Annotated in this window: 15 protein-coding genes and 1 tRNA gene; 6 read left to right on the forward strand and 10 right to left on the reverse strand. The window is 49.9% G+C overall.

The window, feature by feature from the left end; genetic code table 11:
• Positions 1–166 precede the first annotated feature (166 nt).
• Together PTW35_RS12955 and PTW35_RS12960 are read left to right on the forward strand one after the other, a co-directional pair.
• Positions 167–961, forward strand: a complete 795-nt coding sequence (locus PTW35_RS12955) for an SDR family NAD(P)-dependent oxidoreductase (RefSeq protein WP_281025339.1) — start codon at positions 167–169, stop codon at positions 959–961.
• Between the two features lie 148 nt (positions 962–1,109).
• Complete coding sequence (locus PTW35_RS12960) at positions 1,110–1,274, forward strand: hypothetical protein (protein ID WP_281025340.1); 165 nt, start codon at positions 1,110–1,112, stop codon at positions 1,272–1,274.
• Positions 1,275–1,296: 22 nt separating this feature from the next.
• Here PTW35_RS12960 and PTW35_RS12965 read toward each other — a convergent pair.
• Positions 1,297–1,373 (reverse strand) — tRNA-Arg (locus PTW35_RS12965).
• A gap of 349 nt (positions 1,374–1,722) precedes the next feature.
• Between PTW35_RS12965 and folD the strand changes: the two genes are divergently transcribed.
• Positions 1,723–2,583: a bifunctional methylenetetrahydrofolate dehydrogenase/methenyltetrahydrofolate cyclohydrolase FolD gene (folD, locus tag PTW35_RS12970; RefSeq protein WP_281025341.1), complete on the forward strand. Its 861-nt coding sequence runs from the start codon at positions 1,723–1,725 to the stop codon at positions 2,581–2,583.
• Positions 2,584–2,782: 199 nt separating this feature from the next.
• On the opposite strand, the gene galU is transcribed toward folD, so the two are convergent.
• On the reverse strand, positions 2,783–3,691 hold the full coding sequence (gene galU, locus PTW35_RS12975) for a UTP--glucose-1-phosphate uridylyltransferase GalU (RefSeq protein WP_281025342.1): 909 nt from the start codon (positions 3,689–3,691) through the stop codon (positions 2,783–2,785).
• A gap of 78 nt (positions 3,692–3,769) precedes the next feature.
• Complete coding sequence (gene rfaH, locus PTW35_RS12980; protein ID WP_281025343.1) at positions 3,770–4,267, reverse strand: transcription/translation regulatory transformer protein RfaH; 498 nt, start codon at positions 4,265–4,267, stop codon at positions 3,770–3,772.
• A gap of 415 nt (positions 4,268–4,682) precedes the next feature.
• Here rfaH and PTW35_RS12985 point away from each other — a divergent pair, with 415 nt between their 5' ends.
• Entirely contained in the window at positions 4,683–6,071 is a 1,389-nt protein-coding gene (locus tag PTW35_RS12985) for a peptide MFS transporter (protein WP_281025344.1), read from the forward strand.
• Positions 6,072–6,152: 81 nt separating this feature from the next.
• On the opposite strand, the gene PTW35_RS12990 is transcribed toward PTW35_RS12985, so the two are convergent.
• Positions 6,153–7,202 carry a response regulator gene (locus tag PTW35_RS12990; protein WP_281027509.1) on the reverse strand — a complete coding sequence of 350 codons (1,050 nt, stop codon included), beginning with the start codon at positions 7,200–7,202 and terminating at the stop codon, positions 6,153–6,155.
• Positions 7,203–7,540: 338 nt separating this feature from the next.
• Here PTW35_RS12990 and PTW35_RS12995 point away from each other — a divergent pair, with 338 nt between their 5' ends.
• Both PTW35_RS12995 and PTW35_RS13000 read left to right on the forward strand, forming a co-directional pair.
• Positions 7,541–8,416 carry a LysR family transcriptional regulator gene (locus PTW35_RS12995; RefSeq protein WP_281025345.1) on the forward strand — a complete coding sequence of 292 codons (876 nt, stop codon included), beginning with the start codon at positions 7,541–7,543 and terminating at the stop codon, positions 8,414–8,416.
• A gap of 425 nt (positions 8,417–8,841) precedes the next feature.
• Positions 8,842–9,441 (forward strand): Yip1 family protein, encoded by a 600-nt coding sequence (locus PTW35_RS13000; protein ID WP_281025346.1) that lies wholly within the window; start codon positions 8,842–8,844, stop codon positions 9,439–9,441.
• A gap of 165 nt (positions 9,442–9,606) precedes the next feature.
• Here the strand turns inward: PTW35_RS13000 and purF are convergent, their stop codons facing one another.
• From purF to truA, 6 genes are all read right to left on the reverse strand, one after another.
• Positions 9,607–11,124: an amidophosphoribosyltransferase gene (purF, locus tag PTW35_RS13005; protein ID WP_281025347.1), complete on the reverse strand. Its 1,518-nt coding sequence runs from the start codon at positions 11,122–11,124 to the stop codon at positions 9,607–9,609.
• 149 nt (positions 11,125–11,273) lie between these two features.
• The gene (gene cvpA / locus PTW35_RS13010) at positions 11,274–11,765 is read right to left on the reverse strand and encodes a colicin V production protein (RefSeq protein WP_039467779.1); all 492 of its coding nucleotides are present in this window, start codon (positions 11,763–11,765) and stop codon (positions 11,274–11,276) included.
• 64 nt (positions 11,766–11,829) lie between these two features.
• Positions 11,830–12,417: an SPOR domain-containing protein gene (locus PTW35_RS13015; protein ID WP_281025348.1), complete on the reverse strand. Its 588-nt coding sequence runs from the start codon at positions 12,415–12,417 to the stop codon at positions 11,830–11,832.
• Positions 12,418–12,419: 2 nt separating this feature from the next.
• The gene (folC, locus tag PTW35_RS13020; RefSeq protein WP_281027510.1) at positions 12,420–13,694 is read right to left on the reverse strand and encodes a bifunctional tetrahydrofolate synthase/dihydrofolate synthase; all 1,275 of its coding nucleotides are present in this window, start codon (positions 13,692–13,694) and stop codon (positions 12,420–12,422) included.
• Between the two features lie 184 nt (positions 13,695–13,878).
• On the reverse strand, positions 13,879–14,811 hold the full coding sequence (accD, locus tag PTW35_RS13025; protein ID WP_281025349.1) for an acetyl-CoA carboxylase, carboxyltransferase subunit beta: 933 nt from the start codon (positions 14,809–14,811) through the stop codon (positions 13,879–13,881).
• A gap of 178 nt (positions 14,812–14,989) precedes the next feature.
• Positions 14,990–15,775 carry a tRNA pseudouridine(38-40) synthase TruA gene (gene truA, locus PTW35_RS13030; protein ID WP_281025350.1) on the reverse strand — a complete coding sequence of 262 codons (786 nt, stop codon included), beginning with the start codon at positions 15,773–15,775 and terminating at the stop codon, positions 14,990–14,992.
• Positions 15,776–15,965 lie beyond the last annotated feature (190 nt).

The following is a 15,965-nucleotide window of genomic DNA, read 5'->3' on the forward strand; positions in this document are numbered from 1 at the left end:
AAAAATCCATTTACAAGGGAAAAGCCCAAAAAAATCGGTTCCTTTTACGTTTTTTTGACCGTAGGCTATTTTAACTGCCTCTTTTCCCACCTAAACGCCGAATTTTTACCGAGCATCTCTTACCAGCTGCCGTCTGCAAAATAAGAATGATCTTGGATGCATGTCGATGCGTATCCTTTTGCATGACCTAACGGTGGGAATCGTAATGACAGCGGCGAAAAAGAAAGTTTGGGTTGTCGGAGCTAGCGGCGGACTGGGGTTAGCCCTGTGCCGGCATCTTGTGGAACAAGGCCACCAGGTTACCGCCCTGACCCGCCGGCCCTCCCCGGCACTACAGCAACTGCAAGGCCACTATAGTGGCCAGGTAGCAATCGTCGTGGGTAATATTTGCCAGCACAATTCACAAGCGATTCCGCAATTATCAGCTCTCTTCGACCACTATGGCCTCCCGGACTGGACCCTAAATGCTGCAGGATTGCTGCATACCACAGACCCTGTCAGGATGCCGGAAAAACGCTTATCCCAACTCGCCCCATCTTTCCTCGCCGATAACATCCATGCCAATACCTATACCAGCATTGCTGTTGCACAATTTCTCGACCCACTCTACTCCCGAGAGGATCCATTTCGACTGTTGTGCCTATCCGCCATGGTAGGTTCGATCAATGATAACAGCGCCGGAGGATGGTACAGCTACAGGATGAGCAAGGCCGCCCTCAATATGTTTGTCAAAACCCTCAGTATTGAGTGGCAAAGGCGCTTCCCCCGCGCCTGCGTGGCAACGATACACCCAGGCACCACAGACACACCGCTCTCCGTCCCGTTCCAACAAAGCATTAGCAGCGACAAACTCTACTTGCCACCGCTCTCGGCCCAGCGGATCTGCCGGGTGTTAGCCGGCCTCGCTCCCACCGATAGCGGCAAGTTCTTCCATTGGGACGGATCAATACTTCCCTGGTGAAAGGGAGTTAGATCCAAAACAAACTAAAAGATTCTAAATAGGCGATGGATTGCACAAATTTTAACCACTTCTAACCTTAAGATACTGATCGAGTATTCCCCAAGAGCATGCAGCGACAGACAAGCTGCGCAAAACAAAGGACAAGACAATGAAAAGGAATAAGGCAACAGTGATCGCCTCATGGCAACCCGACAACGATCGAGAAAAGCAAGCATTGAAACAGTTCCTGATGAGCGAAATGGCAGGATGCACAAAGCAACACCAAGGCGGTACCGGAAAAACAGGGGTTGATACGGGTCGGTTGATCCGTTAGCAAGAACGTAAAAGAAAGGAAATGGCACGCCCTGCAGGATTCGAACCTGCGACCACATGCTTAGAAGGCACGTGCTCTATCCAACTGAGCTAAGGGCGCATCATTAGGCGTAACGTTGAAGTTACCGGACGAATTATACGTTCCCACTCTCTAACGTCAACGCCTTTTCCCCTATTTTACCTGCATTTGCGTTTAAGTGTTTAAACATAGACCAAATTGGGCAATAAGAGGCTAGCGGCTCGCGCCGCTAACAATAACCACACTAAAACAGCAACTATTTCCAAAAAGTAAACAAAACCAACACGCAAACGTTTGCGGTATGGATTTTCGTAACATTGTTTGCGACAATACAACAATTCAGTAGCCCAATTATACTCATCCGTGGGTATATTTAACCAACCAAGCTACTTCGTATCATGTTCAGTTATTTTCAGTCCAAGGGATAAACATGGCCGCTCAAATCATTGATGGGAAACTCATTTCGCAAACAGTTCGTCAAGAAGTTGCTGCCCGAGTCAAGGCACGTGTCGATGCCGGCCTTCGTGCTCCGGGATTAGCCGTTGTCTTGGTAGGCCAAGATCCTGCCTCACAAATCTATGTCGGCAGTAAGCGCAAGGCCTGTGATGAGGTTGGCTTTGTATCCAAGTCCTTTGACTTACCGGCCACAACAACCGAAACAGAATTACTCGCCCTCATCGACGAGCTCAATAGTGATAACGAAGTCGATGGTATCTTGGTCCAGCTTCCCCTTCCTGCAGGGATCGACAGCACCAAGATACTGGAGCACATTGACCCAGAAAAAGACGTCGATGGTTTCCACCCATACAATGTCGGCCGCCTGTGCCAGCGTATTCCCAAGCTACGCTCCTGTACTCCCAAAGGCATCATTACGTTGCTGGAACGCTACAACATCGCGCTTCGCGGCAAGCATGCCGTAATTGTTGGTGCCTCCAATATTGTCGGCCGCCCAATGACCCTGGAACTCTTATTGGCAGGTGCCACCACCACCACCTGCCACCGATTCACCCAGGATCTTGAGAGCCACGTGCGCCAGGCCGACATTCTTGTTGTTGCCGTGGGCAAGCCCAACTTCATTCCTGGCGAATGGATCAAACCAGGGGCAACGATCATCGATGTAGGTATCAACCGCCTGGATAGCGGCAAGCTTGTCGGGGATGTTGAATACGATATCGCCCGTGAGCGTGCCCGCCATATCACCCCAGTGCCGGGCGGTGTAGGCCCTATGACCGTCGCCACTTTGATCGAGAATACCCTGCATGCATGTGAGCTATACCATGCGGAAAAGTGATTAAAGCTTATGGAGAGCGAACCTAGAACCTAGAACCTAGAAAGCCTGCTGCTCCACAAACAAAAAAGCGAGAGGTGAACACCTCTCGCTTTTTTTGGTCCTGGGTCCTGTAAAAACGTCTGCTGATGGCTATATTACGTCAAGCTATTTGCTCTAGCCTTCCGCTTTTTCAGGGGCTAGGAACTTTTCTTTCTAGGAGCTAGTTTCCCTTCACCACCTCTTTCAGGTAAGCAGTAAACTCTTCACCCAAAGACTCGTGGCGCATGCCGTATTCGACGAATGCCTGCATATAGCCCAGCTTACTGCCGCAGTCATGGCTCTTGCCTGACATATGGAATGCATTCACTTGCTGATCTTCCATCAGCATATCAATAGCATCAGTCAGCTGGATTTCATCTCCCGCACCGACCGGCGTACGTGCCAGTAGCGCCCAAATTTCTGCAGGCAGGACATAACGTCCCACAATGGCCAAGTTAGATGGCGCTTCTTCTCGGGCTGGCTTTTCCACTACCTTGGTCATTGCCGCAGTTTCACCCGGTTTTAGCTCAGCACCGCTAATATCGGCCACACCGTAGCTCGACACTTCGGACATCGGAACCGGCTCAACCATCACCTGGCTGATCTGGGTTTCGTTAAACGCCTTCACCATCGCCGCCATATTCTCACGGCGTAAATCGCTAGCAGCATCATCCAAAATCACATCCGGCAAAACAACCGCAAAAGGCTCATCGCCAACCAGCGGGTGGGCACAAAGTACGGCATGGCCCAACCCTTTGGCTTGGCCCTGACGCACATGCATGATGGTGACATCTTTCGGGCAAATGTTTTGCACTTCATCAAGCAGCTGACGCTTGACACGTTTCTCCAGCGTCGCTTCCAGTTCGAATGACGTATCAAAGTGGTTCTCAATCGAGTTCTTCGATGAATGGGTCACCAATACAATTTCTTTAATGCCAGCCGCAACACATTCGTTAACCACATATTGAATCAATGGCTTGTCGACGATTGGCAGCATTTCCTTGGGAATCGCTTTGGTTGCCGGAAGCATTCGTGTACCCAAGCCAGCAACCGGGATCACTGCCTTACGTACAGGGGAAGATGTAGACATAATTTGTTCCATTTAAAATAATTCAAACCACTATAACAAACTCATTGTGAGCGAAGCCAACAATACAATAAGAAGGGTTCACTTTTTCACCAGGTCTTCGTTCTGGACACTGACTTTGACAGGCTTGCCCAACAAATTAATCAGCATAAATGAACGTTTCTCGCCATCTGGCTCTTGGTAGATGGCCTCGATCCCCTTGAACTGCCCCTGAGTCAGCTTCAGTGTTTCACCGGGTTTAGGCAGATCTGACAGCTTGGACTGCTGCTCTTCGGAGTCTTCATTGATCATCAAGCTATAGATGAGATCCGGATTGACAACCTGCGGCCGCGCGCCCTGGCGGATAAAATCGGCGACGCCGCGAGTCGACCGTACCGTGGTATAGCTGATGTTTTCCGGGTCAAAGTAAACAAACATATAGCTCGGAAACAGAGGCTCAAAAACTGTCACCCGCTTGCCACGAACTATTTTTTCCACCGTCACCTGCGGGTAGTAACACTCAACCCCTTGACGATCAAGATTGATCACCGCTCGCTCTTGTTCACTGCGCTTGCAATATAGTAGGTACCAATCTTTCATAGCAATCTCAGTCAGTTAATCCTCTAGCCTGAATTAATTATACCTAAGCCACCCTAAGCGACAATGTTTTGCCACTGCTCACAGCAAATCGCCAACCCTTTGTCGGCCAATTACAGCTCACCCCGAAATGTAACAATCATTAACCCAGCCTGACAACAACAAACAAAACCACAAATAGCGATAAATTCAGAATAAAACACCAAACATCTACATTTATTTAGAATTTGACTTACTCCACGTCTTGGAAATCTGAAATTTCAATTTTGAGCAAATAGCAAACAAATGCTTATTAATCAACACGTTGCATTGTTTTTGTTTTGTTTTTTATTTGTAACGATTTGCAGTTTAATAATTTGTCATTTATAACAGGTGCGACATTAGCAAACACAAAACCAACTAAATTCAGAGAATAATTATGAGCAATCTTAGTAGTGGCACTTTGTTAGGCCACCCAAAAGGTTTGTTCTTACTGTTTGGAACCGAACTGTGGGAACGTTTTTCTTACTACGCGATGCGTGCCATTCTAGTCCTTTACCTCACCGACAAAACCATCAACGGTGGTCTTGGCTGGTCGACACAGGACGCCCTTAACCTTTACGGTATCTATACTGGCCTGGTGTATATCACTCCGCTCATCGGTGGCTGGATTGCCGATAACTTCCTGGGGCAGCGCCGCTCAATCATTATCGGTGGTATCTTGATGGCCCTGGGCCAATTTACCCTTGCCCTTCCAAACAGCATGGTCGACCCGCACTCTGTGACAGCCTTTTACCTCGGCCTAGGCTTGCTGATCATTGGTAACGGTATGTTCAAGCCGAACATTTCGACCATGGTCGGTGATCTGTACCAGGAAGGTGATAACCGCCGTGACGGTGCATTCACTATCTTCTACATGGGTATCAACCTTGGCTCATTGCTGGCGGGTATCATTGCCGGTACCGCCTCTGCCGCTTACGGTTGGAAAGCGGGTTTCCTTACTGCCGGCATCGGTATGTTGATCAGCCTCGTTACCCAGATGGTTTTTGCCGAACGTCTACTGGGCGATATCGGTAAAGAGCCTGCGGCTAAACGCGCGGCGGCAATGAACAAGTCTGGCAAGCAAGAACCGCTGACCAAACAAGAGAAAGATCGCCTTAAGGTTATCTTGATCATGGGTATGTTCGTGGTCATTTTCTGGGCAGGTTTCGAACAAGCCGGCGGCCTGATGAACATCTTCTCTCAGCAGTACACCGACCGTATGATCGGCAGCTTCGAAGTCCCTGCGGCATGGTTCCAGTCACTTAACCCGTTCTTCGTGATCACCCTGGCACCGCTTATCGCTTCTATCTGGGTGAAAATGGGTCCTAAAGAGCCAAGCTCCCCGGTTAAATTTGCCATGGGTCTATTCTTCCTGGCGGCGGGTTTCGTTTGCATGATGGGTGCCGTGATGCAGCAAGGTGGCGACATCACCGTGAAGACTTCAATGTTCTGGCTAGTCGGTGCCTACTTCTTCCATACCCTGGGTGAGCTTTGCCTATCACCAATCGGCCTATCTATGGTTACCAAGCTGGCTCCACTGCGTCTGGCTTCATTGATGATGGGGGCTTGGTTCGGTTTCAATGCTATCGCTAACTATGTGGCAGGTATTATCGGTGCCCACGTTGGCGAAGCGGGCCCAATGGCTATCTTCAGCGGTATTGCAATTGCTGCCACAATTTCAGGCGTCCTTCTGCTGCTATGCTCGAACCAGCTTATCCGCTGGATGCACGGCGCCGAAGGCAAGGCGGTTGAAGAAGAGGCTGAGCCTCAGCCTGTAGAGGCATAATCTAATCGCTTCAAGCGAACAATAAACAGAACGGAGAGCCTTGGCTCTCCGTTTCTTTGTTATAGACAATCTTTATCACGCTCAAACTTTGGCTCTGCGCTTAAAGGTTAAGCTAAAACTGGCAGAGCCTATTTCACTCAACGACAGCCGCCCTCCAGAATCAGCCAGTTTGAGGCTAACGCTGCCATTTTTACTGGCTTGGTTGCCCAGCCAAGGCTGCGCCTTCACCACTTGCTCACCATCACTGGTTTGCAATCTAGCCGTCAACCCGGCAGAGGCAACATTCAAGGTTCGGTCAGTGACATCAAAAATACCGAAAATTGCTTTAATCGGTGAGGCATAACCTGAGTTGCGCATCCCTTTCTCAATCAGCTTGATCAGCCCCGACAGGGTATTTTGGTCACTCATCCGGGTGCGCAGGTAATCGTTAAAAAAAGCCCGGATCAGCAAGGTGGTGGCCGTACCATTATCCCCACCGGTGGCCGAGTCAACCAGATAAAAAGCCAACCTTCCATCTATCAACCAGGTATAATCAAGCAAAACCGGCTGGACATCGGTTGCCTGCAACACACAGTAGGAGAGCTGCCAATCCCCGAGAGAAGATTCGGTTTCCGGCATCAGGCCAATGAGCAACTCCCGAGCCGCCCGAGGGTTTGCCTTGAGCTCCTCGATATGCCATTCCAGCTCCTCGTCGACCACGGTTTCGTCTTCGAGGTTCACCCACTGACTGGAAAAACCCTGGTTGTGGGTGACGGAATCTTCCGTTTTCAACACCGATAAAATCGCAGCTTTGAGCACCATGATGTTATCCAGCGGTTTGATCAGAAAATCCTTTACCCCATGACGCAGCGCCGCCGCCACATCCGACATATTGCCAGTACCAGAAATCACGATAATCGGCACCATCGGATACTGCAGTGATACCTCTTCGACAAACTCCATCCCGGTCAACACCGGCATGGCCAAATCACACAATAAAATATCCGGCATGCCTTCACGCAGTGCCTTCAACCCCTCTAATCCATTTTCAGCTTCCCGCACTCGGCAGCCCTGGCTGGAAAGGAAACCAGTCAGCATAGTTCTAAATACTGGATCATCCTCAACGATGAGAACGTCTTTTTCCTCAAGCAAAGCCTGCTCCCTGACTGAAGAATGATAATGGTGCGTGGCACCTCGTGTGCCGTCGGACTGGGAATGCGTACTCATGACATTACAAACCACAGGCTTGACTAACCTACCAAAAGCATAGGTCTAAATCCGCAGGGCGTCAGGAGATTCATGGTTCTTTTGGCTAAAATATTGAAAATTGTTAACAGCATCAAAATTTAAATTTTTCAATTACTAAGAATTAGCGCAATAACAAAAACACACGATATCTTGATTTACAGCAAAAGTTGTCGTGAAAGCGACATCTTTTTACATATTTTGTTATACAATTCCCCATTATAAGTTTTCAGTGTTGTACAGTTATGAAGCTTGACGATTTGAATTTATTCCGCATGGTTGTGGAAAACGGCAGTTACACAGCAACGTCTCGTAAGACCCAGGTGCCTGTTGCCACCCTGACCCGGCGTATTCAGGCCCTTGAAGAGTGCCTGAATATCCGACTACTAAACCGTCATGCAAGGAAGCTATCACTGACAGAAGCCGGACAAAAGTTCTACGATGAGTGTAGCCCTCTGCTCCAGAGCCTGGTCGATACCGCCGAGCATGTAAGCGAAGAGTGCAAAGGTGCTGCCGGTAAATTAAAGATTGCTGCGCCGTCGAACCTCACCAAGGTGATGCTGCAGCCACTGCTCAATGCCTTTATGAAAGAGCATCCGGCCATCAACATCCAGTTGATGATGAGCAACGACCCGGAAATTCTCGACCCGACAGATTGGGACGTGATCTTCCGCGTTGGCCCGCAGCGCGACTCTACCTTGATTGCCCGCAAAATCAACGCGGTGAAAGATATTCTGGTGGCCAGTCCCGAATACCTCAAAACCAATAGCGAACCAAAGCACGCTCAGGATCTGCATCAGCATCCTTTGCTTAAAGGTAAACCATTGCTCCGCTGGCGCCTGACCAACCGTGACGGTGAGACAGTCACAGTTTCAGACCGCGGCCGCTACGAAGCCAACGAACTCAACGTAGTACGTAAAGCCTGTATGGCTGGCCTGGGGATCACCCTAATGCCAGATGTCATGCTGGAAAAATACATTGCTTCTGGGGAATTGGTTCAAATCCTCGAGAACTGGTCTTCTAACCAGCGTGACGTTTACCTGATGTATAACCATCGTGACTACCAGCCAGAGAAGCTGCGACTGTTTATCGAGTTTGCCAGCGAGTACTTCAAGCTGTAACAGTCGCTCACTTTCACATCAAAGCGCTGCCTCCGGGTGGCGCTTTTCGTTTATTCGCTAAACTTCAAATTCAGTGATTCAGTGGTTTTACAAGAAGACTCGCGAACTACATTTCACTTGCAAACCATAACGAATAATAAAACATCATCGCCAAAGCCCCTAGTTTCTAACTTTTCCATCGCACCGCTTTTCACCCCCACAGGACCGTAGGACTATAGGACCGCTCTTAAAAACCGCTTTTAACTCCTTGCGAACTTTTTCAACCCCGACTAAATGTTAATAGTACTGGCAGAAAAAGCCTCCCTGTATCTGTGTTTATTGGTAGGCAAGGCCACAACGAGCAAGAAGAGCACACTGCGAGCAGGAACGTAAGGAAGGTTCTTCGAAAACGGATGAAAATAAACACGATTTGATGAGGAAGCATTATGATTCTGGGACATTTATTTGGTTTATATACCCACCCCAAACAAGAGTGGCGGGCCATTGACAAGGAACATGAAGGGATCCAAAGCAGCTTAAGTCATATTTTGCTCATTGCATTGCTGCCACCTGTGTTTGCCTTCATCTCCAGCGTGTTTATTGGCTGGCGAATTGGCGTCGGCGCCCCTATTTACCTTACCCAAGGCAGTGCACTGGCCATGTCCGTTGCCATGTATTTTGCCCTGATTGCCGGTGTCTTTGCCCTCGCCTACCTAACGTACTGGATGAGCCACACCTTTGGCTCGACGCCCACTTATACCCAGGCGCTGGAGCTGGCCGCCTATACCGCGACGCCGCTTTTCATGATCAGCATTGCTGCTATCTACCCGCAGATCTGGTTCCTGATGATTGCCGGCCTTATCGGTATCGCTTATTCGGTATATCTGCTCTATACCGGCGTTCCAATCCTAATGCATATTCCCGAGGAGCGAGGGTTTATCTACGCCAGCTCGATAGTCACCTGTGGCCTTGTCTTGCTGGTGTCTATTATCGCTGGCTCGGTGATCCTGTGGAACCTGGGGATTGGCCCGCAGTTTAGTCACTAGAATAGCGATTCTGTGGTTCTGTGGTTCTGTGGTCAAAAAAAGCGAGAGCTAAGCAGCTCTCGCTTTTTTATTTGCGTTTCTATGGTCTTACACAAAGCCTAAAAAGCCAAAAAACCTCTAAGGTTGGTTCTTAATCCATAGAACCATAGGAACAAAGTACCGTACCTACACCCCTTCGTTGTGCAACTCGAGGTTAGCGAGATCCTGCTGGATTTCACGCTTGGTCTTGGCATCTTCGCTGCGCAGCGACTCTAGGTAATCCAGGTAGCACTGGTCAATATCGCCAGTGACATATGAGCCGCTGAAGACAGAGGCCTCGAACTGCTGGATATCTGGGTTACCTTCAGCAACCGCATCAACCAGATCTTGCAGGTCTTGGAAGATCAGACCGTCGGCACCGATCATCTTGCTGATTTCATCCACTTCGCGACCATGGGCAATAAGCTCATTGGCGGTTGGCATATCGATACCGTAAACGTTCGGGAAACGAACTTCTGGCGCAGCCGAGGCTAGGTACACCTTACGAGCACCTGCTTCACGGGCCATCTCGATGATCTGCTCTGACGTCGTACCGCGAACGATAGAGTCATCCACCAGCAGTACACTCTTGTCCTTAAACTCCGAGCGGATCGCATTCAGCTTACGGCGGACTGATTTACGGCGCATTTGCTGACCCGGCATGATAAAGGTACGGCCAACATAACGGTTTTTCACGAAACCCTGGCGGTATGGCTTATCGAGAGTACGAGCAATTTCCAAAGCACTGTCACATGAGGTCTCAGGGATCGGGATCACCACATCGATATCCAAATCAGCCCACTCGCGTTTTATCTTCTCACCCAGCTTCTGGCCCATGCTTACACGCGCACCGTACACCGACACTTTATCGATGAATGAATCAGGACGGGCAAAGTAAACAAACTCAAACACACAAGGGTTCAGTGCCGGATTGTCTGCACACTGCTGGGTGTATAACTGGCCATCAAAGGTAATGTAAATCGCCTCACCCGGAGCCACGTCACGCATGAAATCAAAGCCGACCGCATCCAGTGCTACCGACTCTGAAGCCACCATGTACTCGACCTTACCTTCAACTTCACGCTTACCTAGGCACAGAGGACGAATACCGTGCGGGTCGCGAAATGCGATCATACCGTGGCCAATAACCATGGAAACCACGGCATAAGCACCAGATACCATGCGGTGTACTTCACGGACGGCATCAAAAATTTCTTCGGGCGTGATAGGGTAAGTCTTGGCATTTTCCAGTTGGTTAGCCAATACATTCAGCAGGATCTCTGAATCCGAGGTAGTGTTAACGTGACGACGCGCTTTTTCGAACAGCTGGTCTTTGATCTCGCCCGCGTTGGTCAAGTTACCGTTGTGAGCCAGTGAAATACCGTAGGGTGAGTTCACATAGAAAGGCTGGGCTTCTGACGCGCTAGAACTACCAGCTGTCGGATAGCGCACATGGCCAATCCCCACGTTACCCTGCAAACGCTGCATGTGCTTGGCTTCGAAAACATCGCGAACCAAACCGTTCGCTTTACGCAGACGAAAACGATTGCTTTCTAAGGTAACAATACCAGCCGCATCTTGGCCGCGGTGCTGCAGCACGGTCAAAGCATCATAAATAGACTGGTTAACCGGGGTTGAACCCACGATTCCGACAATACCACACATGTCCTAAATCCTCGTCACGCTTAATTTGAAATTCAGCGGGTATCCGGCCTGGCCAAATACCCGCTGATAGCTTTTCCATTAGGTATCAATACATTAATACTGAACCTGATATCCCCAAGTCACCTTGGGTATTCATCCAACACCGTTCGCTACAGAGCGCCCGGTAAAAAGCTTGATGTGTCTTTCAGGTAAGTGAAGAACCATTCAATCACTACGCCAAACTGAGGGATCAACTGGGACTGCTGCCACCAATCCGAATCCGCGAAGCCTGTGAAGGCGTCCATGAAGAACAGCACTGCCGCAACAATCAAAACGCCGCGCACCCCACCGAACACAATTCCCAGTACCCGGTCTGTGCCTGACAGGCCGGTTTTCTGTACCAGTTGTCCAATTACATAGTTCACTACTGCACCGACTATCAGCGTCGCAATGAACAAGGCAGCAATCGCGCTGCCGTTTCGCAGCATCTCATCCTGAATATTAGTGAAATAGGCTGCCAGCTGAGCATAAAAATTACTTGCAACGAAAAACGCAGCAAACCATATCACTAGCGAGAGCGCTTCCTTAACAAAGCCTCGGATCAAACTCACCAGAGCCGAGAAGCCAATTACGCCTAAAATTACGTAATCAATCCAAATCATCATTTGTTGTATTCTTATTGTTGGTGCGTATTCTAACAGAAAAAATGAGAACGCAAACGTTTACCTAAGGGTTTAGTGGATTAAATCTGACCAATCGGCCCTTCAATCCGGTCAATTCTTCCAATTTTTTGATATCGCCCGACAGCTTTTGCTTGGACACATCCGGGCCAACGACAACCCTGGCAAGATCACCTTGCTGAGGTTGTTTTGGAAAAACATGTGCCTGATATCCTGCTTTACGAAGACGCTCAACCAGCTGGTTGGCGTTATCAAAATTGCGGAAAACCCCCAACTGTACCACCCAGGCACTGTCTTGATTGCCGGCTTTCGGCTCGGCAACCGGTTGCGGCTCGACCTTGAGCGGCTGGTTAGCCGCCTCGATGGCCGCTGCGGTAACCTCAACCTGCTGTTCAGGCTGCGGCTCATCAATCACTACTGTTACCGGCTCTGGGGGTAGATCCACCTCTGCAAACTCCGGAGCCGGGATCGATTCATACTCGACTTCATCGGTGATTTCTGGCTGCAGCGGAATACTGGCAAATTGCTCTTGGTAATGCTGCTTTTTGCCATCGAACAAATCGGGGAGAAAAATCACCCCAATTGCCACCAAAATGATCGTACCGACCAAACGGCTCTGAAATTTACTTGCCACAGTTACTCCTGATTCTTTGCTTCAATGTGACTGGTTATCTGCCCCACAGTGTAAAAGGAGCCAAATACAATTACCATATCGTCAGCTTCTGCCTGTGTCAGCGCTTTGTCATAAGCCGCTTCCGGGTTCAGATGTGTCTCGGTGCCCGTCGGAAGATGGGCCAGGATCTCTTCGGCACTGGCCGCTCGTGGGCCTGTCAGCGACGCTGGATACCAGCAATCAACCACTTGTGCCATTTCTGCAATGGTCGCGGCAATATCCTTATCGTGCAACATCGCCACCACAGCATGAATTTTCTTCTTGCCGTGCTTGTGCTTCATGCTTTCCAGCTGCTTGGCAAAATACTGCGCCGAATGCGGATTATGGGCCACATCCATGATCACCAAAGGCTGTTCTGATACCTTCTGCATCCGTCCCGGCAGGCTGGCATCGGCCAACCCTTCAATCACGTTCTCATCGCTAATGTCTAGCTCGGCAACCGCCAGCGCCATCAGCGCCGTAGCGGCATTTGGCAATGGCAACGAAGGCAGCGGAAGCTGCTCCAACGTGAATGCCCCACTTTGCCAGCGCCAATGATCTTCCTCGACACTGTACTCAAACTGATAACCCACCTGGTAAAGCTTGGCATCGATATCATCGGCATGGGCCGGTACCGTGGCCGGCGGGTTAGGCTGGCCGCACACGGCAGGCTTGCCACTGCGGAAAATACCTGCCTTTTCATAGCCGATCACACTGATGTCATCACCCAGCCAGTCGACATGGTCAACCGCCAGGCTGGTGATCACCGACACGTCATGGTCGACGACATTGGTGGCGTCCAGACGGCCACCCAGTCCTACTTCCAATAAAACGACATCTACCTGGCGAGACTTGAACAGATACAAGGCGGCAAGGGTACCAAACTCAAACAGGCTCAAGCTGGTTTCACCGCGCTGCTGCTCAATCGCGGCAAAGGCTTCGCTATGCGCGCTATCAGGCAATTCGATGCCGTTGATGCGAACCCGCTCGTTATAACGCACGAGATGCGGAGAGCTATAGACCCCGACCCGGTAGCCGGCTTTGAGCAGGATCGCTTCCATCATGGCACAGGTCGAGCCCTTACCATTGGTGCCCGCCACGGTGATCACGCATGGGGCCGGTTTGGTCAGCTCCGCTTGCTGCGCCACCGCCTGCACGCGGTCAAGGCCGAGATCAATCGCGCTGGTATGAAGGTGTTCAAGATAGGTCAGCCATGCGGCCAAAGAAGAGTTTGCTTGAGGTGCTGTCAATCCGGACATCATATTTCATTTCGCTATAACAATATGAGCCCTAATTTACCATTGAACGTGCCCAGACCAAACAGCAATGTATTGATTCTTGACAGAGAAGAGCAATAAATCGAGAGGGTGCTACAGAAGGGATAAACAGAAAAAAACGGGGCCAAAGCCCCGTTCTCAGTTAGCGAATCCTAGCGGTACGCGCTTACTCTTCAGTTTGCTCGTTCGGCTCTTGCGCCTTCTCTTCTTCCGCTTTAACCGGCTGTTCAACAGGTACAACCATTGGTGATTCAGCCTGGGTCAGCTTGGCAACCAGACCACCAATACGTTGACGCATTTCACGTCGGTCGACAATCATGTCAATCGCACCGTGCTCAAGCAGGAACTCACTGCGTTGGAAACCTTCCGGTAGCTTCTCACGTACTGTCTGCTCGATAACGCGCTGACCAGCAAAACCGATCAAAGCTTTCGGCTCGCCGATATTGATGTCACCCAGCATCGCCAAACTTGCCGACACCCCACCCATTGTAGGGTCTGTCAGTACCGAGATGAACGGCAGGCCTTTGTCAGACAGACGCTCAAGCGCAGCACTGGTTTTAGCCATCTGCATCAGTGACATCAATGCTTCTTGCATACGGGCACCGCCACTAGCAGAGAAACAGACAAGGCCACAATTGTTTGCAATGGCTTCATCAACCGCTTGCACGAACTTGGCCCCAACCACTGAGCCCATTGAGCCCCCCATGAAAGAGAACTCGAATGCACAGGCTACCAGCGGCTGGCCTAGCAAGGTACCTTTCTTCACTACAAGGGCATCTTTCTCACCACTCGCCTTCTGAGCAGCAGACAGACGATCTTTATACTTCTTGGAATCGCGGAACTTCAGCTTGTCTTTTGGCTCAAGCTCTGCCGCAATTTCAACTTGTCCTTCAGCATCGAGGAAGGTTTCCAGGCGACGACGCGCCTTCATGCGCATGTGATGGTCACATTTCGGGCAAACTTCCAAGTTACGTTCTAGATCGGCGTGATAAAGCACTTGTTCGCAAGAAGTACATTTGGTCCACACCCCTTCTGGGATAGACGCTTTGCGAGAAGAAACAATGTTGCTTTTTGTAAGGATCTTTTCCAGCCAGCTCATGAATGACCTTTTATCTTTTATTTCCCTGCCCTTAGGGTCTTAGCACAAGTCTTTGCGGCAGAGAATTACAAATTCGTTAATTTTCCGAGGTGGAATTAAAGCACAAACTCGTCTAACTGTAGATAAAAAACTGGTACTACGAGTTAGCCCGAGCCAAATCTAGCCGTTACCTGTCAGATTAATCTGGCAAGAACAACGGACCAACAGGCACTTTCGGCAGCTCATGCTCTTCAGGATAGTCCACTTCTACAAGGTACAGACCTTCCGCTTTTGCCGTTGCACCTGCCAATGTGCGATCTTTCTGGGCCAGCAGCCACTGGATCCATTCTGGCTTTTCTTCGCCTCGGCCGACTTTAATCAGGCTTCCGGTAATGTTGCGAACCATATGATGAACAAAGGCGTTGGCCTTGATATCAATGATCACAAAGTTACCCTGACGCGATACGTTCAAATGCATTAGATTACGCCAAGGGCTGCGAGATTGACAATACACAGCACGGAAGGATGTGAAGTCATTCTCACCCAACAAGTACTGGCCGGCCTCATGCATCGCTTTTTCATCGAGTTCGCCGTGATAATGGCTCACCCCAGAAGCCAAGATGGCCGGACGGTAGGCATGATTATAAATGATGTAGCGGTATCGGCGTGCTGTCGCTGTAAAACGGGCATGAAACTCGTCATCCACTTTTTTGGCCCAGCGAACCGCGATATCTTTAGGTAAGTGGGCATTTACCCCCATGCTCCACGCCGCCATTTTCCGGTCAACGTCAACATCAAAGTGTACAACTTGCCCGGTACCATGAACCCCAGCATCGGTCCTGCCCGCGCACTGTACCTCAATCGGCTTATTGGCAATCTTGCTCAGCGCCTTTTCCAAACGTTCCTGGACACTGTCTACATCACGCTGGCGTTGCCAACCGTAGTATTTCGCACCGTCGTACTCAATACCTAAAGCTATTCGCATAATATTCTTCGTCTTGCTGGCGGCCGAAGGCCGGTTTTCAAATTAAGAGGGGGAGTATAACAAAAAAAGCGGAAGCATGTGCTTCCGCTTTTTTGGCTCTGTAGAGCCTAGATGCGAGCTCCTAGATAGTCAAAAGCTGGTTCCTAGACTCTAGAACCTAGGTAGCTATCTCAACTCAAGCTCTTAGCCT

Source organism: Photobacterium sp. DA100 (assembly GCF_029223585.1).
Lineage (GTDB): Bacteria > Pseudomonadota > Gammaproteobacteria > Enterobacterales > Vibrionaceae > Photobacterium.